The sequence below is a fragment of the Lentilactobacillus diolivorans DSM 14421 genome (assembly GCF_001434255.1).
GTDB lineage: Bacteria > Bacillota > Bacilli > Lactobacillales > Lactobacillaceae > Lentilactobacillus > Lentilactobacillus diolivorans.
In genome coordinates, this window is the sequence record NZ_AZEY01000041.1 from 68,476 (window position 1) to 85,732 (window position 17,257).

Consider the following 17,257-nt stretch of genomic DNA (forward strand, 5'->3'; position numbering starts at 1 on the left):
GCATGGCTAAGGACCGCTCTTTATGGAGGAGGTCCTTTTTTTAGTGGAAAAATTCAGATTTTAGATCATTTGTGATTACCGTCGCCATTGCAAACAACGTTAGGAGTTGAACAGATGTCATTTTCACAGGAACTCATTACTGAAGCACAACCGTACCTTGAGGCAGTTAAACATTCTGATTTTGTGAAGGCAATCTTAGCCAACAATTTAAGCTCGGAAGCATTGGACTATTATGTTGGGCAGGATCTTCAATACGGGGATATTGAGACCAAGGTGCAAGCCTATCTCATCATTTATAGTAAGCGCTTTGCCGACCAGCGGAACTTTGCGGAACTGTTAAGCAACCACCTTGGGATTGATGAGGCTGTTTTTAAAGGGATGACCAGCCAAAATTGGGATACGATCCGGACCGCTAAAATGGAGCCGGTCACTTATATTTATACTCACCATTTACTGGATCCAATTAAAACGGGCGACCCATTAAACATCTTGGCGTCTTTTGAAGCTGGTGTGTGGGTTTACGTTGAGCTAATTAAATATCTCGATGATACGGGAAAGGTCGCTGCTGATAATCCTTTTTATGGGTGGCTGGATTCGCTTAAAGGCGATGATTATCAAAATGTTTCGGATGGTTTTTTAAAGGTTTTGGATCGGCTGGCAGTTAAGCAGTCGCAAGCCCATTTGGATAAGGTCAAACAGGATTTCTTGAGAAGTTGTTTACTGGAATGGTATTTCTTTGACGCATCATTTAAACAGATAACATGGGGTGACTGGAGCCGCAATGCCCTCGAAGGGTCAAGGGAGGAACTGCTATGAACGTCCGGTCACCACATTGGAATTTAAGACAAATTATTACGATCACACTAATTGGAGTCATCTGTGGGGCAATCTACTTTTTCGGTTTGAATACCTTGTATGACGTGACTAAAATCGCGCTGACCCCACTTGGTTTGAGCCCACTGGTTGACAGCCTTTACACCGGCTTATGGTATATCGCGGCGCCACTTTGCATGTACTTTGTACCGGTTATGGGTGCGGGAATCGTTGGTGAAACCATCGCTGCCACTGTTGAAATGTTTTTCGGGGGTCAGTGGGGTGCCATGACGGTCTTCTTCGGTTTCATTCAAGGATTAGGAAACGAATTTGGTTTCTTTCCGCACGGATATCAACGGTTTTCATGGACCAGCTGCCTACTTGGTGCATTTGGCGCTAACTTATTAGCATTTCTATACATGTTGTTCACTTCTGGGTATGGCAATTACCATGCTTGGATGATTATTTTGATCTTTCTTGTTTCAACAATCTCAAGTCTATTATTTGATGGGGTTTTGGTAAAAGTGATTACACTGAGTTTTGATCGCGCCTTTGCCAAATACGATGCATAAAAATGGAGGAATTATGATGAAATTTACTGATCAATTACGACAAGAAAATGATCCGGTTTGGCAGCAAATATTTAATTGCCCGTTTATTTCTGGCTTGACTGACGGCACCCTTTCGATGGATGCCTTTCGCTACTACTTTATCCAAGATAACAAGTACTGTGTCGCCTTTTATGATCTTCACCAAAAAATTGCTAAAAAGATGGCTAATAAAGAACAGGCATATCTGTTAAACCACTTGGTAGACCTTTGTAACGAAATTACAGAACGGAGTCCAATCTATGATGAGCTCAAACTGACGCAGGCAGAAATTGATTCTGTTCCCGTGGCGCCGACTGCTTACGCATACATTACAAATATGTACTATCAGTTTGAAGAAGAGGGAATTGAAGCCGGAACGGTAAGCTTGGTACCATGCTACTGGACCTATACTGAAATGTTTCAGAATATTCGCAAAAAAGGATACAGTACCAAACCGGTGTACAAAGACTTCATTGAATTTTGCTCAGGGGATGAATTCGGTTCGCTTAATCAAAAAATGCTTGATCTAACCGATGAACTTGCAGATGCTGCAACTCCTGAAGTGCGTGAGAAGATGCGGCTTGCCTTTCAGTATAGTAGTGAATATGAATTGCAGTATTGGAAGATGTGTGTTGAGCATGAACAGTGGATCTTGGATCAAAAGAAATCCAATCTGCTGGCACAATAGTATTTGGTGAGATTACAAGGGAGCTCATTGTGAGGCTTCTTTTATGTTATAGTTCCCGGAGAATTGTACGAATCATGTGCAATTCTCTTTTTATATTGGTTACATTTTTGACTGGAATATTTCTTATCGGTAACTATAGCTCACAAAAAATTATCGTGTGATGTTGACACAGTAAAGGCAATGTTGTATTGTTTACTCGTAGTATATTATACGGAATATAGTATTACTGATTTAATAGTATAACGATATAAATAGGGTTTAAGGCTGGTATGTTTAACAGTTATGGATTTTAAAAACGACAAATCGAAAGTAAGGTGGGTAGAACCATGACGAATTATCTCGCAGAATTTAAGGCGCTTTTAGGCCAACTACATAGTGACGAAAGAAGTGAAGTCATTAATTTCTATCAGGAATATTTACAAGACGGTGGATTTACGTCCTATGAAGATTGTGTTCGCGAACTTGGCGCACCCCGACAACTTGCCAGAAAGGTTTTAGCGGATTATTCCATTAAGGCATCAGAAAATCCCAATCCCAATACTTCGACGAGGCAACGGTCAAAGGGGGATGTCAAAACGATTTGGTTGATTATATTAGCTCTTTTTTCGTCGCCATTAATGATTCCAATCGCGATTGTGCCAATTGCTTTATTGCTTGCGGGCATCGCTGTCACTGGCGCGATTGTTGTTTCGGTGATCGCAATATTACTTGCGGCCATCTTTAGCGGTTTCCTATCGCTGATTGTTGGGATTGGAACGCTGTTTGCGCACTTATTTACAGGGCTATTTTATCTTGGGATTGGGCTGTCGGTCGCTGGTATTTTAACAATGCTTATTCCGACCTTTAGAAAAGTAACTGACGGGCTGATTCATCGTTGCACGCTGTTTGCCAAATCAATGTATCACAAAATTGTGCCTAAAAATCGGGCTGAAAAGAAAAAAGGTGGCTTCTAATCATGAAAAAGACAACTTGGATTGGGCTGATCATTCTAATTGTGGGGATTATTTGTCTAGCAGTTGGATTGGGTAATGATGGTTTTCGAACGGTTTATTGGGATCATGGTTTTAACGTTGAAGGAACTGGCCGAAACAAGGAACGGACATCTCACTTCGGTCATGTGAAACAACTGACGGTTGCGACGTCAAATCAGGTAACGATTCGAAAAGGGAACGTTTCAAAGATCAGCGTGACCTATCCCAGTAAAACCAAGGTCACCCAGTCGGGAAATAAATTGACCGTTCAGGGATCCAAACATTGGAAAAAAGCATTTACGCTATTTGGCTTCCACACTGTCGAGGATAACTTTGGCCATACAGTCATTACCGTTCCTAAAGATCTCAAATTAGATTTGCTGACTTGTCACATTCACGAATATAACAGTGATAATTTGAACGGCCACGTTAGGATTAACGGCATTTCAGCGAAGCGGCTTTCTTTCTCTGGTGAATCTAATTTGTCGCTCAATGAGATCCACGTGGCAGATAAGTTAAAAATCAGCAGTATGGGTCATCTGTCGCTTTCTAATAGTGTGTTCAACGATGGATTGCTTCATAACGACGTTGGTAATATCAATTTACGTTCGAATCAATTCGCGCGATTAGCGGCCGAGACCGATGCAGGCCATATCTCGTTTAATACACAAAATGTTTCAAAACGATTTTCGGCTGACAGTGAGACTGGATCCATCAATGGTCGGGTTAAACGAAATCGGCGAACTCAAATCTCTGTTTCCACCTCAGTTGGTCACAAATCCATATTTGGCCGTTCAGTTAGCCATTATGGCCGTCAGAATATTAAGAATCCGGTTAATTATCATTTTACGACTGAGGTTGGGCACGTTAAGATTCAATAAATTGTCTGCCATAAATTCACTGGATTGCGACTTTTCAAGCATTCTTTGAAGATTTTAACGTCATCGTTATTAATAAGAAATTCGATTGATGAAAGGAAAGAATCATGGAAAAAGTAACCGTACGGCCTACGTATCATAAGTCCATAATTAATGGCTTGAAGCTGGTGGGGTGGATTATCTTTAACCGGTTAATGGCACTACCGGTCTTCATTAGCTATCTAGTTAGCAAACATCCCGGTCCGGTTGTTCAAATTAGTGTGGCAACCGTCAGTATTCTACTGGGGGTATTTAGTCTTTGGGTGCTTTCAAGAAGTTATCAGCGAAACCTGGCCGCCAGCAATCCCGGTCGGTTTCAAACTGATGTTTCGATAACGACAAAGAATGCATTAACTTGGATCATCGTGATTAGTATTGCCGTCATTTATATTGTTGGGCGGGCAATCATTGAATCGAAAATTTCGATTAGCAACCCCAATGGTCAAATGACTAATACGATTTATAACAGTTATCCGGTGGCCTTCTTTTTCCTATTAAACTTTTTTGGCCCAGTTGGTGAAGAACTGACAATCCGTGGGTTATTTTTCGCGTATTTCTTGAAGTCGAATACGCGACTGAATCAGATTATCGTTTTAATTCTCAGTAGCGTTTTGTTCATGCTGCTTCATGGTTCATTTATTGGACCAGCTGCTCTGTATTACTTAGCTTCCGGATTATTTTTGGGTGGTATTTATCTTGTTACGAGAAATTTGCAGTACAGTATTTTTGTTCATATTGTGTTTAATTTGGCAGCAGCGGTTTTAGGTATTTAAGTAATTGATTGAGCGTCTTTAATGCTTGGAGCTGTTTTAAGTAGGTAGATTATTGATTTTACGGAAATTGATGTAGAAAGAAGTCATTTGAATTATGAAACAGGTTATTAACATCAATCATGTAAAAAAGCAGGTTTCTATCGGTAATCATAAACAAGATTTAGAAATTTTGCATGACGTTTCACTTACGGTAAACGCTGGTGAATTTTTGAGTATTATCGGCCCTTCTGGAGCTGGAAAATCCACCTTACTCAATGTGATGTCGGGACTTTCCCGCCCCACCAGCGGACAAGTTATTTTGCTGGGAACCGATCCGTATCATTTGCGGGCGGCTAAAGCGGCTGCATTTCGGCGTGATCAAATTGGGTTTATTTTCCAGAGCTATAATTTGATTCCGGCATTACCCGCTTTTGACAATATTGTGCTGCCGTTACGACTAGCCCATAAGAAAATCAACAGAGAAAAGATATACAAATTACTAAAAGAAATCAATTTTGAAGCTGATCCTAGTCATTTTGTTTCAGCACTTTCTGGTGGGGAACAGCAAAAAGTAGCAATTGCCCGAGTCTTGGTTGCCAATAGCCGGATTATTTTTGCGGATGAACCCACAGGTGCGTTGGATACAGTTTCCCGCAGAATTATTTTTGGATTATTACGTAAGTTGGCCAATCAAGGCGCTTGTATCGTCATGGTTACCCATGATATTGAAATGGCAGCAGCTACTGATGTGGCCATTACTTTGCGAGATGGCCGTTTAGAAAAAATCATCAAAAAGCCAACAGCCACCGAACTCTTTCAGGCACTTAGTGAAGAAAGGGTGTGATGAGATGTTTCGGATCATTTGGTTGCAATTTAGACATTCTCTAAAGGTCTGGGGATTAACTTTATTTCTATTTATTGTGACCGGCTTTCTAACGGGGGCTTGTTTGAACGCCATTCAGACAATTGCTGATCATTACCCACATTTATCTAAAAACATTAACCCAACTAACGGATTTTACTTTCCACTACTTTTCGGTATCCTTACGATCTTTATTGTTTCGAGTGGTGTCGTTAAATTGGTCATTAATCGTTTAAGTAAGGAATATATACTTTGGGTTATTTTGGGTGCCAATCCCCATCAATTGTCACTATTAATTGGTGGTCAGCTGGCATTAACCGGGGCGTTGGGGAGTTTCATCGGATTTGTTCTGGCGGTGCCACCGATGGTTTCACTAGATAGGTGGTTCATTGTTGTCTATGAAGGAAGTTATTTTGCACAAAGGGTTCCGGCATTGCCGTTAGAATTTTCACTATCCGCATGTGGATTAACTGTTGGATTTATCGCCGTGGTTTCTGGATTGGCGGGTTATCTTCACGCCCATCAACTATTTGCCAGCACGCAAAGCGATATTTTAGCATTCAAAAAGAAACCAGCCAAACTGCAGCTGATTATTCGTGGCTTTTTGATGATCGTCAGTGCTGCAGGCTTAATATTTTGTTATGTGGATTCTTTAATTTTAACACCTCAGGCTCAACATTTTCTGAGAGTTGGGCAGTTTCACGAAGCGGCGAAGACCTATATTACAAACTTGATGTTAATTATTCTGTTGTCGATTATCTTTTTCTCGCTGGTTTCTCAAATCATTTTACCGTGGTTGATAAAGGGGTGGACTTGGCTGTTACCAAGAAAAACATCGCCAACGGTAAACACTGCATTTTGGAATACCATTTTTGATCAAGATTATCTATCTTCTTTAATTTCTCCGTTAGTGGCCGGTTCGCTCATGTTGACTGGCATTACCTTGATTGCTTCAGAAATAACAAATGGTGGAACTAATCAGGAAGCGGCAACTAATATCAAGGAGTCGTTGGTTATTTTCGTTGGGACACCATTATTAATTATCTTAGCAAATGTCTTAACGATCACAATTATGACAAGTACTCAAAAGAGGGATGGCTTAACTCAACTGTCTATCCTGGGATTTACACCGAAAGACTTACTGGGTGAAAAATTTCAAGAAGCAATCATTTATTCAGGGACTTTTCTGATCTGTGGTGTCCTGGCAAACTTGCCATTATACCTGCTTATTAAGCATATTGTTGTGATGACCCACAAAACAATGACGTTATCCTGGCTGGCTAACTTTATGTGGCCGGTTTGGCTGTGGGTTATCATTATGATTTTTATTGCATCTGTTGATGGTTTGCAGGTCGGATATGGCTTGAAAAATCAGGTGGGTAACCTTATCTTGCCGATATCAAAGCAGTGAGGTGACAGCCTATCAGTACAAACGCTGCGAATCGTAAAACAAATAACCGCTAGACTTTTATTTAGATGAGATGGACAAAAGTGTAACGGTTATTTGTTAATCATGAAAGCCTGAATGGCACTAATTGTATACAAAATGAGTTTTTAGACCCTAAGAGAAGTGGCACTTTTTACTTTTCCAATCAAATGTTTAATTCCGGGAATTGCGATATATCCAATTGCCATGACACCACAGGCAAAGCAGGTAATTCGGAGACCAAACCCCATCGAAAACAAGTTAACGAAGCTACTGCCGATTCCCGCAACGCCAAACAAGAATAAGCCAAAGTTATAAATTGCTAATCCGATTCTTGGATTAACAATTTTTTTGTCGATGAGTAAAAGAACGAAATAAAGGACGATTGGAACTAATAAAAGATAATCAATCCAAATTCTAGCCGCCAACGGAGCATTTTGAGTCGATCTTTCGACTACCAGAATGGCGAATAGAACTCCGAGGATGGTTTTCTTGGGTTTGCCAACTATCGGAGCTGAATGATTTTTATGGGTAACTAATTGGTCGAGTGGAACGTGATATAAATGGGCCAATTTAATTATTGTATCGATATCTGGTGTATTTCTCCCAGTTTCCCAATTCGAAATAGCTTGGCGAGAGACATTTAACCTAGTGGCCAGTTCAGATTGATTGAGATGGTTTTTCTTTCTTAACAGTTTTAGGTTTGCGATTAGTTTATTATTCATAAAAATCAGTTGCCTTTCATGTCAAAATAACTAAATCTTTTGACTACTATCTTTAGCATAGCTATTTGTTGAGAAAGTTACAAGACACATTCTCTTGCATTAATAAAAAAGTCAGCATTCGTTGATACAGCGGGATTTCAATGATGTATGCTCGCCGTGAAGTTAAATATTTAAGCAACTGGATGGAGTTAATCCAAGCGGAAATACAATCGATTCGAGGTAAGTTGAATGCTAAAAGTTAGTCATATGGACACCTTTATTGGTCGGAAACGGATTATTAAGGACGTTTCGTTTCAAGTTAAACCGGGAGCGATCGTTGGCTTGATTGGACCCAATGGAGCTGGAAAAACAACAATTATGAAGACAATTTTAGGCTTAACCAAGTTTACGGGAACTGTTGCGGTGGACGATCAACCGGTTACGGAAAATAACCATGCGGCTTTATCTGGGGTTGGCGCGTTAATTGAACATCCCGCTATCTATCCGTTCCTGTCAGGTCTTGAAAATTTAAAGTTATATTCTCGTGATAGCGATGATATGGATCACGTTATTAATTTATTGCAAATGCAAACTTACATTGATACCAAATCAAAGGACTATTCATTAGGGATGAAACAGAAACTGGGAATTGCAATTGCGTTTCTAAATCGCCCCCAATTGATTATTCTGGATGAGCCGATGAATGGTCTTGATATTGAGGCGACAATTTCAATTCGTAAAATTATTAAGCAATATGCAGCTCAAGGGGCTTCGTTCTTAATTTCAAGCCACGTTCTCGGTGAACTGCAAAAGGTAATGACGAAAGCAATTCTAATCACTGAAGGCAAGATTATTGTTGATAAGCCAATTAGTGAATTTAATCAGTTAAGTCATCAGCAGTACAAAATATTAACTGAGAATATGGATCAGACGACGCAAATATTTAAAGATAATCGAATTCCAATTATTAAATCAGATGACTATTTGCTGATTAAGCATGATCTTCTCTTTCAAGTTCAAGACTTACTCTATGCTAATCACGTTCGCTTGTTGGAATTATCACCGAGAGGCATGAGCTTTGAACAAATTATTGTTGGCATACTTGAGAAACAAAGAAGGCAACAACATGAAAAGTAATCTGGTACGAGAGTTTTATAAGTTTCGGCATCAACGAATTCCGCTATATGGGGTAATCGCCCTCCTGCTTTTGATGCTGTATTCAGCCTTTGATGGAACAAAAGTTAGTCGATTAACAATTTCCCAAGGCTTTGGGGCCGGGCAATGGATCATCTTAATTTTGATTACGGTTGGTTCGACGTTTGTTGATATGGAATATCAGAACGGGACGATTGTTACTTTGCTTTATAAAAACTCGAATAAAGTAAGAATTTATATCGCTAAACTTATGGTAATTAATTTATATGGTGTTGCGTTGTTAGCTTTTAGCATGATTTTTACAATGGTTTTTAAAGTTCTCTTAGTAGGGAGCCAATACAGTTGGGGATCGATTTATGATCAGCGTAGCTTAATCAATGATTTTTCGTTGAATATGTTGGGGTCGTTGATTTACATGTTTTTTATTGTGACGCTGGCGTTCTTATTAATTTCGTTAGTTAAGGCGAATGCAGCCGTCGTAGGTATCGGCCTTGTTATTGTCTTCTTTGGGTCATACTTTTCGACGCTTCTGTTAACCACTGTTCCCAGTTTAAAGGCGATTACAGCATGGAATCCGTTTAACATGATATTTGTTATCAATCAGCTGTCAAATAGTACTTATATGAAATTTACATACTTAACTAGTTCACAACTGATTATCGGTAATATTGCCTATACGTTTCTGTTTGTTGTTTTAGGATATCTTTTATTTAAGAAACGACGGGTTTAATAAGGTAAAAAATAAATGAAAGTAAGGGGAGCTTAATGAGTTTTAGCTTGTACCAAGAATTTTATAAGCTCAGTCATAAGAAGATACCGTGGATCATGCCATTGCTATTATTAGTACTGATGGTATTTATGGGATTAGTATATCCTTCGCAATATGGAAATCTAATGGTTATGACCAGTTATAATACTAGTGATTGGATTCTAATTATTTTAGTGATTACCAGTTCTACTCTTTTCTCAATGGAATTTCAAAATAATACAATTTTGACATTAGTATATAAAGCGCCAAACAAGCTTTATGTTTACCTTTCTAAACTAATTGTTATGTTTGCTTACAACGTTATTTTGCATGTCTTGTCCATGATTTTCACTGCGCTGTTAATTCTAACGCCAATTAATAAACCGGTTTCTTGGATGGCAACTTATCAATATCATCAGCCATTGGTAGTCAATATGTTTGCAACAACGGGAGTTGATCTAATTACATCATTATTGATTATTAGTTTGATATTTTTTATGTCATGCTTGATTAATTCTAATTCTCTGGTTATTACGCTTAATATTGCAATTATTTTTATGGGATCATATGCTTCCTCTGATCTCCTCAATAATAGTTCTAAGCTGGCGTCCTTAGTTAAATGGAATCCTCTCAACATGATTAACCTTACAACGCAATACTATAGTTATGCAGTAACTCGTGGATTTACGATGTTAAGCAACCTGCAACTTCTTATTGGAGCTGCTGGATATTCATTATTCTTTCTCGTTGTTGGATATCTGATCTTTAGAAAGAAACGCTTTTAGAAAAAAGTAGTGGGGTCGTCTATTTTCCAAACACCGCCTGATTCAAAAAATCGGCAAAATAATCTCCCTATCATCGCACCATAGATGATAAGGAGATTATTTAGATAAAAGGCCAGAAATGTTCATTTAAAAAATGATCTTGAGCAAAGGCAGGAAGACAAGAACGCAGCCAATGCCAATCACTAATAAAACGATGCCAACTATCCATGCCCACGAATGACTCTTTTGTTGAATTTCCGAGTTATTTGAATTTTGCTTCTTATAAGCCAATCTTGGATCTTCTGCCATTGGATACTTACGACTTAAATAAGGTTCTATCCACGATACCTGAATTATTTTGATAACACTAACTCCAAGCGGCCATAAGATTATCCAACAGATTCTATCCATGAGTCATCATTAAGTAAAGATTGGAGTTTAATTCATTGGAGGAATAGATTAATTTAGTTAATATTGACCGAGTGCCGATTTGCTTTTAGCTTTTAGGATAATACTATTATTGCCGAGAGCGTTAGCAGTTTTAGTGAGTGTATCTATATTGGTATGTTCCCCTTCTCAATGCGAAAAATTGTACTTTTGGGAACACCAGACTTATCAGCCAGATTCTGCTAATTTAATCCGGCTGTTTCGCGGGTTTCTAAGACGGCTGACTAGCCAACTTGGTCTTCTCGGTGTTGAGCCCATCGCGGTAACTAGTGCCTGAGACATGTTTCTATGGGCATCGTTTTCTCCTGACATTGAGTTTAACTAACTTTCGCTTTTTGTCTTATATCAATATTTACTAACAGAACTCCAAAAATTATTAATGTAACTATAGCAAATGTAAGGATAACACCCCACGGGTTTGCTGTCACAAAACCAGAAGCCATAGAAGGTTGAACATCCTTTAAAATATGAATAATAATTACAGGATAAAGTCTATTTGTAATTACATAAATGAATCCCAAAATAACACCGGTTATACTAGCAGATAAAGCCTGCTGAAATGTAGCGGATAAAGATTGAGTCCCACTTAAATAATTAGGTATATGTGCTAGCCCAAACAATAATGCTTGCAATAAAACTGAATAAGTTATTCGAAACCTTTTTCCACGAAAATACTTAAGCAATGCTGTAAGTAAGAAGCCTCTAAATATAATTTCTTCGTTAATTCCACCACAGATCGCTAAAATAATAATAGCTATCGTTTCTTTAATAGTAAGGGTTTCATACACACCAATAAAATGTCCAACCACACCATCAAGCTCATAAAGGATATAAAAAATGACAACGGGTAACATAAAGTATTTAAATTTTGAATCAAAATTTAAAGGTTTAAGATTTACTTTTTTAAAATGAGAAAACATAAACGGCAGAACTGGTAGTAATGCTAAGTTTATAATTAGATTGCTGGTGCTCAACAAATTTAGTTCACTATGTTTTGCAGACAAAATTGGTTCCATAAACATACTTAAAGTTAAGTATATAAAGATATATAATGCCACAATCTTGCTATTATTTCGATAAGTCATCAAGGATAACCTCCCTTTCAATAAAACGGAACCGCGAAAAGTCGATTCCATTTTTTGAAAAAATTTATTGCTGTTGTTGGGCAGCAAACGAGAAAATAATATTTTTGAGCATAAGATACTGATAGTGCGCAATTCTTTACCTTTGTTCTGAATTGTGTCTACATCGGAAGTTGACTGTGATTGTAAATTCGATATTGAGGTGTTTATGCCTTACCTTTTTTAAACAGCATTATGGTAAACCCATAATATTTACTTTGCAACTGTTTTGTAATCTATATTTCATCCAATTGTAATCTTGCTCTTAGTTTGTTGCTCATTAACAACGTAGTCACACAGAGCTTTAAAAACAGCTTTTTTAGCTGAATCTTTCTCATACAGTGCATGATTTAATAGTTCGGTCACCGAAATTTCTTTAAAAATGGTTCATCTTTAGTTTGCTTTGACACATTAAAGCACCCTGATTTTTTTCGTTAACTTTTCTTTCCAAACACTGACTGATCCAACACATTCCATTCATCATAAGCCCAATCACGGCTATCAAAGACTTTGTCATGTTCCAAAAAGTCCTTGGCTTTCAAGACCAACGGCGATACGTTATTGATGTTTAGTTCTGCTAAGGGAATTTCAAGTGCGCCCAGTGAATCTTGACCGATGAATTGCGTCACTTGGCTGGTCAGCTTGCCATTAAGATTAGTGATTTCGTAAAAGACACAGATGTGTTGATTGTAATTCCAGCGTTTGTATTGCCACGGAAACCGGAAACTGGTAACGCCTAACTGGTCAAGTTGGGTGGGAACCAGTCCGGTTTCTTCTTTTATTTCGCGAACAATTGCGTTTTGAAGTGGTTCGCCATCTTCCAAACTACCGCCCGGCAAATCATATCGGTTAATGTACGGACCGCCATTCTTCTTAATAACGACCACGCGATCGTGATGACTAATGATACCGTAAACGCCGAATGCACGATGAAATTTCTTTGACATTGGGAGACCTCCTAAATGTTGATCGTTAAATTTTCGGGTTAGTTCATGTAGATCAATGTGGTATTTTTCATTATATCATTCGCAATATTTCCAGTTAAGAACGATATCAGTTGGGAAAACATCTTTTCATACGATTGCTCAAGAACAAAAACTTATTCATTTGGCTCAAAACGCAAATTCAATCACCGAGAAAAAAGTGAGACTATAATAATCTCATAAAAGCCAGTTTAGAAAGAAGATAATCAAATGGAAAAATCATCTCGCTACATTTGGCAGGTAGCCGGTTTGTTTGCAACGCTGATTATTGCGATGGCTTTTTTAGCTGTTATTTTGTTTACCGTAAAAAGGTCGGTCACAATTTCTCAGTCCTTAATGATTTGGGCTCAAGATGTCCCTTTATTTGCTATTTTTTATTTCATTAACCGACGATTTACCAAGCAACAAATTGGGATCAAGCCGACTATTTCTTGGGGCCAATTACTAGTGGTAAGTTGGCCGTTGTATTTCGCGGTTGCAATATCAGTTTTGGAAATCGTCATCGACAGGAACTTGTACTGGGTGTTAGCAATCTCAGCTGGCTTATGTGCTGGGATATTTGAAGAATTTTTGTTTCGAGGATTAATTTTAGGAATCCTTTTGAAGGCATTCAGGCATATGACTAAAAAACGACAGGTATGGTCGGCTGTTGTTATTTCGAGCGTCTTATTTGGTTTAATCCACTCCGTCAATGTTTTACGCCAACCAATTGGTGACACAGCTTTACAGATGTTGTTTGCCGTATGGTTCGGACTAATACTGAGTGTGCTTTATTTGCGTTCGGGGACAATTATTCTACCAATGTTATTCCATGGCACTTGGGATTTCTCCATCGGAATTGCTAAGGGCTCTATTAATGAAACTGCTACGGTAACACTTGCTGAGGTTATTATTAATGTCGTTCTATTTTTAATTGTTTTACTCATTTGTGCCTGTTGTTTGCGTCAAAAAAAGCTTAATTCGATTGATCTCACTAAATTGTTAGCATAATGATCAATTATCTGGAACTTTCCAAAGGTGTGAGGAGAATTGATTATTAGATAAGGGTTACTAATATGCTGATAACCAGAGAAGGTTTCTAAATTAAAGAAAATGAATCCTATTATTTAATTAACAAACAAAATCGGCGGGGAATTTAATCTCCGTCGATTTGTTGTCGCCTGAGGTTTTTGGACATTGACCCAACTAATAAGAATTACCCGCAGCTAAATTGTCATTGGACTTTTAGTAAAAAAACTGCCAAACAAATTTAGTTTCGGTGCTATACTAACTTTGGAGGCGAGATCGTTGAAGAAAAAAAGCTTATTACTAACTGTATTAGCTGCCGGTTTAACCGGGCTGGTCTTAACAAGTACACCACAACCTATTAAAGCAGCTGGTGTCTATCGGACTGTCAAATCCCAAACCGCTAACAACACAGCTTTTCATTGGAACGGTACCAGTACCGAAGCCTATCTCTGGAGCTATAATTTAACTCAAAAGAAACATCACTTAACTAATTATCCTAAAACCACCTGGTACGCAAACAGAGTCTTAAAAATGACCAATGGTACCAAAACCGGAATTTTTTACTACGTAACCAACCAATCCGGAAATACATATGGGTATGTCTGGCAAGGTTATTTAACCAAGGGATCTGCTTCAGAAAGTAGTAGTCGCAATGAGACGACTACAAATAGCAATACTAATTGGACTACTAAAGATAATCCGGATGGTATTCCACACCCAACTAAAGAAGAACTTAATAATTTAAAAGGTGCTGATGATGACCAATATGACTCAACTGTTACCTATTATCAGGACTTACCAATTATGCGTTCTTTTACAGGGACCAGTTACAATCGCAAATTAAATGATGCTGCGCAGGGGAAGTTGGATAATGATTTTGGCTCAGTAACCCGACATGAATGGGGAGATAAATTACAACAAATAAAATACCTAACTGTGTCTACCAGACCAACCCAGCAGCAAATTCAAGAACTTGTCGATGGAAAATTAACTTTTGAAAACTTCGTCCTTAGTGATTTAAAAAAACAAGGTATTGGTTTAAATCAATATAAGGGTTGGCAGATTGGAATGTATAGTAATCCTATTTATAAGAAAAACAATTTTTTAAGCGGCAACGGTATTTACATAATTGCGTTGCTGGCACCTCAATATCAATAATTCAGTTATTTAACCAATCATAGAGAAAGCAACTTCAAAAGGATTTGTTTGCTGGTCATACCTGTATATCGGATTATTTTGATTGGAATTGCCATTGGTTCTAGAAGACTCAAGTTTAATTGGGTCGATCTTATTCAAAGAAGCTGCGCGGAATTGAAAAAATGCCACGTAGCTTTATTTTTTTGATTCATATTTAAATTTTGAAATAGCCTATTGACGATTAACTGCATAATCTTATACTTAATTTATGAAAGGATAACCAATTTTAAATAGGTAATTCTTTAAGAATCGAAGTTGACTATGTAGCTATTGTAATTAAAGAATATGGGTTTGACGAGGAGCAACTTAATGAAACTGAGACATGTATTATTAGTGGCCGTTGGGATTGTTTCAGTTGGTGTCGGATCAACAGGAGTAGGGCATCTTTTACCGGAGAACGCTTGGGCCGCTGAGAAGCAATCAAATAAAACCAAGTCACCGCAACTTAAGCAGTATTTTGATCTGAAAATTTATCATCAATCACAAAAGGCTATTAAAAAAATGAAAACATTGAAAAAGCAGGGCATCGAAATGGCATTAGTGCCACTTCCCTATACCGCATTCATCAAGGCACCGGCCGGTAGTCGAGTGGTTGTTAAGCAGGGAAAGCAAGTCTATTACGATAAGGTTGTTAAAAATGGCGTGGCCTTTTTAACAACCGATCCTAAGAAACCGTTCAACATCAATCGGTCGGTTGCAGCCTATGCCAAGCTCCCTGGCAAAGCAGTTTCGGCGACGGTTCATTATCGATTTGAAAGTTATCCAGGATATTAGGGATTAGCAGAATATATTTTATGAAAGCACGATGATTTCCATCAGTTTCGTGGGTAAATAATAGTCAATGCGGTTAAACAGTTAAGCTAATTAATCGGAATAATTTACCTTATCATGTAACGACGCAATGTTCGGCTTACATTTATAATGTTAACTTTCAAATTTTCGTTCTTGGACATTTAAATGGCCTCATTCCAGCCTTTATCTGAAGTGAGGCCATTTTTTGAAATTTAGTTTTTAAGTTCAGCAGACCTTTGTCATAAATTCTTTATTGCTCTGCGCCACGAATAAAGGTTTCAGCAATAAGCGTCGGGTTAATAACGCCTCTACCAGTGAGGGACCACGGAGAACCAGCTTGATGAGTGATCTTGCTTAACCCAAATGCTGTTTTATCACCATAATCGTTTAAAATATCGGTGAGTAAATTAGAAATTTCAGGATCCTGCTGAATAAGATTAAAATCATTAAAAGCCTGTTTGCTCAATCCCTCAGAAACGATATCTCTTTTTCCATTAAATATGATGATTATCAGACATTAGTGCCTTTAATAATTTATTGTTTGACTTTGAGGGGAAAGCACCTGCTTCATATAAAGCAACTGTATTAGAGCTCCAGCCAAGCAATTTTGCGAACTCTCTTTGAGAAAGGCCGATTTTTGCCCGATATTTTTTAACATCTTCAGGTGAAACCAAGTTCATATCATTGCGATACATTGAATTGGCAATTTCAACGGCTTGATCGTCTAATATCAGATCGTCAACCAGTTTGTTTGTATCACTATCAAACCTGGCAGGTGCCGTAACTGTATATTCATGGCCATGAATGATGAACGTATTAGTATAATCTTTTATATACGTATTAGTCATATCAACAATTTGCCTTCCTAAAGTAATTTGATATGTGAAAGCTAATAAACCGGACCTTTTAATTTGCTGGTCTAGCACTTTGTCCCTTCCAGATTTTAGGATAATACTACTGTTACTTTTTTGCCAAGAGCATTAGCAATTTTTGTGAGAGTATCAATACTAGTGTTATTTCCCTTCTCAATGCGAGAAATTGTACTCTTGGGGACACCAGACTTATCAGCCAAACTCTGCTGGCTTAGTCCGGCTGCTTCACGAGCTTCTAAGATGGCTGCTGCACTGGCCAACTTGGCTTTTTCAGCGTTGACCCCATTGCGATAATTGGAGTCTTTCATCATTTCGGCAAAAAAGTCATCTAAATCGTCTGTTACTCCTTCGGCATATTTTTTTAAATCTTTCATTATTTTCCCTCCATATAGTTTTTATAAAACTCGGCGCGCAAATCAATTGCATGATCAATTTCTTTTCGTGGCG

At 38.1% G+C, this 17,257-nt stretch carries 20 protein-coding genes; 14 read left to right on the forward strand and 6 right to left on the reverse strand.

Annotated elements, in window-relative coordinates:
* Window positions 1-114: 114 nt before the first annotated feature.
* The 8 genes from FC85_RS04790 to FC85_RS04825 all read left to right on the forward strand — a co-directional run bounded on the left by FC85_RS04790 (window position 115) and on the right by FC85_RS04825 (window position 7,004).
* Window positions 115-816, forward strand: a complete 702-nt coding sequence (locus FC85_RS04790) for a TenA family protein (RefSeq protein WP_057864410.1) — start codon at window positions 115-117, stop codon at window positions 814-816.
* Window positions 813-1,385 (forward strand): ECF transporter S component, encoded by a 573-nt coding sequence (locus FC85_RS04795; protein WP_057864411.1) that lies wholly within the window; start codon window positions 813-815, stop codon window positions 1,383-1,385. Before FC85_RS04790 ends, FC85_RS04795 begins: the two co-directional genes overlap by 4 nt.
* A gap of 13 nt (window positions 1,386-1,398) precedes the next feature.
* The gene (locus FC85_RS04800; protein ID WP_186825070.1) at window positions 1,399-2,091 is read left to right on the forward strand and encodes a TenA family protein; all 693 of its coding nucleotides are present in this window, start codon (window positions 1,399-1,401) and stop codon (window positions 2,089-2,091) included.
* A 326-nt stretch (window positions 2,092-2,417) separates the two neighbouring features.
* Complete coding sequence (locus FC85_RS04805; protein ID WP_057864413.1) at window positions 2,418-3,044, forward strand: DUF1700 domain-containing protein; 627 nt, start codon at window positions 2,418-2,420, stop codon at window positions 3,042-3,044.
* A 2-nt stretch (window positions 3,045-3,046) separates the two neighbouring features.
* On the forward strand, window positions 3,047-3,943 hold the full coding sequence (locus FC85_RS04810; RefSeq protein ID WP_057864414.1) for a DUF4097 family beta strand repeat-containing protein: 897 nt from the start codon (window positions 3,047-3,049) through the stop codon (window positions 3,941-3,943).
* Window positions 3,944-4,047: 104 nt separating this feature from the next.
* The gene (locus FC85_RS04815) at window positions 4,048-4,752 is read left to right on the forward strand and encodes a CPBP family intramembrane glutamic endopeptidase (protein ID WP_057864415.1); all 705 of its coding nucleotides are present in this window, start codon (window positions 4,048-4,050) and stop codon (window positions 4,750-4,752) included.
* A 94-nt stretch (window positions 4,753-4,846) separates the two neighbouring features.
* Complete coding sequence (locus FC85_RS04820; protein ID WP_057864416.1) at window positions 4,847-5,575, forward strand: ABC transporter ATP-binding protein; 729 nt, start codon at window positions 4,847-4,849, stop codon at window positions 5,573-5,575.
* 4 nt (window positions 5,576-5,579) lie between these two features.
* A complete protein-coding gene (locus FC85_RS04825; RefSeq protein WP_057864417.1) occupies window positions 5,580-7,004 on the forward strand; it encodes an ABC transporter permease family protein in 1,425 nt (474 codons plus the stop codon).
* A 143-nt stretch (window positions 7,005-7,147) separates the two neighbouring features.
* Here the strand turns inward: FC85_RS04825 and FC85_RS04830 are convergent, their stop codons facing one another.
* Window positions 7,148-7,744: a helix-turn-helix transcriptional regulator gene (locus tag FC85_RS04830; RefSeq protein WP_057864418.1), complete on the reverse strand. Its 597-nt coding sequence runs from the start codon at window positions 7,742-7,744 to the stop codon at window positions 7,148-7,150.
* 228 nt (window positions 7,745-7,972) lie between these two features.
* On the opposite strand from FC85_RS04830, the gene FC85_RS04835 reads away from it, so the two are divergent.
* From FC85_RS04835 to FC85_RS04845, 3 genes are read left to right on the forward strand one after another with little or no spacing between them, the layout of a single operon-like run.
* Window positions 7,973-8,860 (forward strand): ABC transporter ATP-binding protein, encoded by an 888-nt coding sequence (locus FC85_RS04835; RefSeq protein ID WP_057864419.1) that lies wholly within the window; start codon window positions 7,973-7,975, stop codon window positions 8,858-8,860.
* Entirely contained in the window at window positions 8,850-9,608 is a 759-nt protein-coding gene (locus tag FC85_RS04840) for an ABC transporter permease (RefSeq protein ID WP_057864420.1), read from the forward strand. The genes FC85_RS04835 and FC85_RS04840 overlap by 11 nt, the downstream gene beginning before the upstream one ends.
* A 35-nt stretch (window positions 9,609-9,643) precedes the next feature.
* On the forward strand, window positions 9,644-10,411 hold the full coding sequence (locus FC85_RS04845; protein WP_057864421.1) for an ABC transporter permease: 768 nt from the start codon (window positions 9,644-9,646) through the stop codon (window positions 10,409-10,411).
* Window positions 10,412-11,154: 743 nt separating this feature from the next.
* On the opposite strand, the gene FC85_RS04850 is transcribed toward FC85_RS04845, so the two are convergent.
* Both FC85_RS04850 and FC85_RS04855 read right to left on the reverse strand, forming a co-directional pair.
* On the reverse strand, window positions 11,155-11,922 hold the full coding sequence (locus FC85_RS04850; RefSeq protein ID WP_057864422.1) for a CPBP family intramembrane glutamic endopeptidase: 768 nt from the start codon (window positions 11,920-11,922) through the stop codon (window positions 11,155-11,157).
* Between the two features lie 470 nt (window positions 11,923-12,392).
* Window positions 12,393-12,905, reverse strand: coding sequence for an NUDIX hydrolase (locus FC85_RS04855; RefSeq protein WP_057864423.1), 513 nt, complete (start codon window positions 12,903-12,905; stop codon window positions 12,393-12,395).
* A gap of 246 nt (window positions 12,906-13,151) precedes the next feature.
* Between FC85_RS04855 and FC85_RS04860 the strand changes: the two genes are divergently transcribed.
* From FC85_RS04860 to FC85_RS04870, 3 genes are all read left to right on the forward strand, one after another.
* Window positions 13,152-13,931, forward strand: coding sequence for a CPBP family intramembrane glutamic endopeptidase (locus tag FC85_RS04860; protein WP_057864424.1), 780 nt, complete (start codon window positions 13,152-13,154; stop codon window positions 13,929-13,931).
* A gap of 297 nt (window positions 13,932-14,228) precedes the next feature.
* A complete protein-coding gene (locus tag FC85_RS04865; protein WP_057864425.1) occupies window positions 14,229-15,107 on the forward strand; it encodes a hypothetical protein in 879 nt (292 codons plus the stop codon).
* A 348-nt stretch (window positions 15,108-15,455) separates the two neighbouring features.
* Window positions 15,456-15,920, forward strand: a complete 465-nt coding sequence (locus tag FC85_RS04870) for a hypothetical protein (RefSeq protein ID WP_057864426.1) — start codon at window positions 15,456-15,458, stop codon at window positions 15,918-15,920.
* Window positions 15,921-16,188: 268 nt separating this feature from the next.
* Here FC85_RS04870 and FC85_RS15880 read toward each other — a convergent pair whose 3' ends face one another.
* From FC85_RS15880 to FC85_RS04885, 3 genes are read right to left on the reverse strand one after another with little or no spacing between them, the layout of a single operon-like run.
* Window positions 16,189-16,404: a hypothetical protein gene (locus tag FC85_RS15880; RefSeq protein ID WP_057864427.1), complete on the reverse strand. Its 216-nt coding sequence runs from the start codon at window positions 16,402-16,404 to the stop codon at window positions 16,189-16,191.
* Window positions 16,405-16,432: 28 nt separating this feature from the next.
* Window positions 16,433-16,864: a helix-turn-helix domain-containing protein gene (locus tag FC85_RS15885; protein ID WP_225427560.1), complete on the reverse strand. Its 432-nt coding sequence runs from the start codon at window positions 16,862-16,864 to the stop codon at window positions 16,433-16,435.
* Between the two features lie 17 nt (window positions 16,865-16,881).
* Window positions 16,882-17,184, reverse strand: coding sequence for a helix-turn-helix domain-containing protein (locus tag FC85_RS04885; RefSeq protein ID WP_057864428.1), 303 nt, complete (start codon window positions 17,182-17,184; stop codon window positions 16,882-16,884).
* Window positions 17,185-17,257: the final 73 nt, after the last annotated feature.

Excerpts from the sequence above, each read along its gene's own strand:
- FC85_RS04790 (WP_057864410.1), top strand. The coding sequence starts at position 115 with ATGTCATTTTCACAGGAACTCATTACTGAAGCACAACCGTACCTTGAG.
- FC85_RS04795 (WP_057864411.1), top strand. The coding sequence starts at position 813 with ATGAACGTCCGGTCACCACATTGGAATTTAAGACAAATTATTACGATC.
- FC85_RS04800 (WP_186825070.1), top strand. The coding sequence starts at position 1,399 with ATGATGAAATTTACTGATCAATTACGACAAGAAAATGATCCGGTTTGG.
- FC85_RS04805 (WP_057864413.1), top strand. The coding sequence starts at position 2,418 with ATGACGAATTATCTCGCAGAATTTAAGGCGCTTTTAGGCCAACTACAT.
- FC85_RS04810 (WP_057864414.1), top strand. The coding sequence starts at position 3,047 with ATGAAAAAGACAACTTGGATTGGGCTGATCATTCTAATTGTGGGGATT.
- FC85_RS04815 (WP_057864415.1), top strand. The coding sequence starts at position 4,048 with ATGGAAAAAGTAACCGTACGGCCTACGTATCATAAGTCCATAATTAAT.
- FC85_RS04820 (WP_057864416.1), top strand. The coding sequence starts at position 4,847 with ATGAAACAGGTTATTAACATCAATCATGTAAAAAAGCAGGTTTCTATC.
- FC85_RS04825 (WP_057864417.1), top strand. The coding sequence starts at position 5,580 with ATGTTTCGGATCATTTGGTTGCAATTTAGACATTCTCTAAAGGTCTGG.
- FC85_RS04830 (WP_057864418.1), bottom strand. The coding sequence starts at position 7,744 with ATGAATAATAAACTAATCGCAAACCTAAAACTGTTAAGAAAGAAAAAC.
- FC85_RS04835 (WP_057864419.1), top strand. The coding sequence starts at position 7,973 with ATGCTAAAAGTTAGTCATATGGACACCTTTATTGGTCGGAAACGGATT.
- FC85_RS04840 (WP_057864420.1), top strand. The coding sequence starts at position 8,850 with ATGAAAAGTAATCTGGTACGAGAGTTTTATAAGTTTCGGCATCAACGA.
- FC85_RS04845 (WP_057864421.1), top strand. The coding sequence starts at position 9,644 with ATGAGTTTTAGCTTGTACCAAGAATTTTATAAGCTCAGTCATAAGAAG.
- FC85_RS04850 (WP_057864422.1), bottom strand. The coding sequence starts at position 11,922 with ATGACTTATCGAAATAATAGCAAGATTGTGGCATTATATATCTTTATA.
- FC85_RS04855 (WP_057864423.1), bottom strand. The coding sequence starts at position 12,905 with ATGTCAAAGAAATTTCATCGTGCATTCGGCGTTTACGGTATCATTAGT.
- FC85_RS04860 (WP_057864424.1), top strand. The coding sequence starts at position 13,152 with ATGGAAAAATCATCTCGCTACATTTGGCAGGTAGCCGGTTTGTTTGCA.
- FC85_RS04870 (WP_057864426.1), top strand. The coding sequence starts at position 15,456 with ATGAAACTGAGACATGTATTATTAGTGGCCGTTGGGATTGTTTCAGTT.
- FC85_RS04885 (WP_057864428.1), bottom strand. The coding sequence starts at position 17,184 with ATGAAAGATTTAAAAAAATATGCCGAAGGAGTAACAGACGATTTAGAT.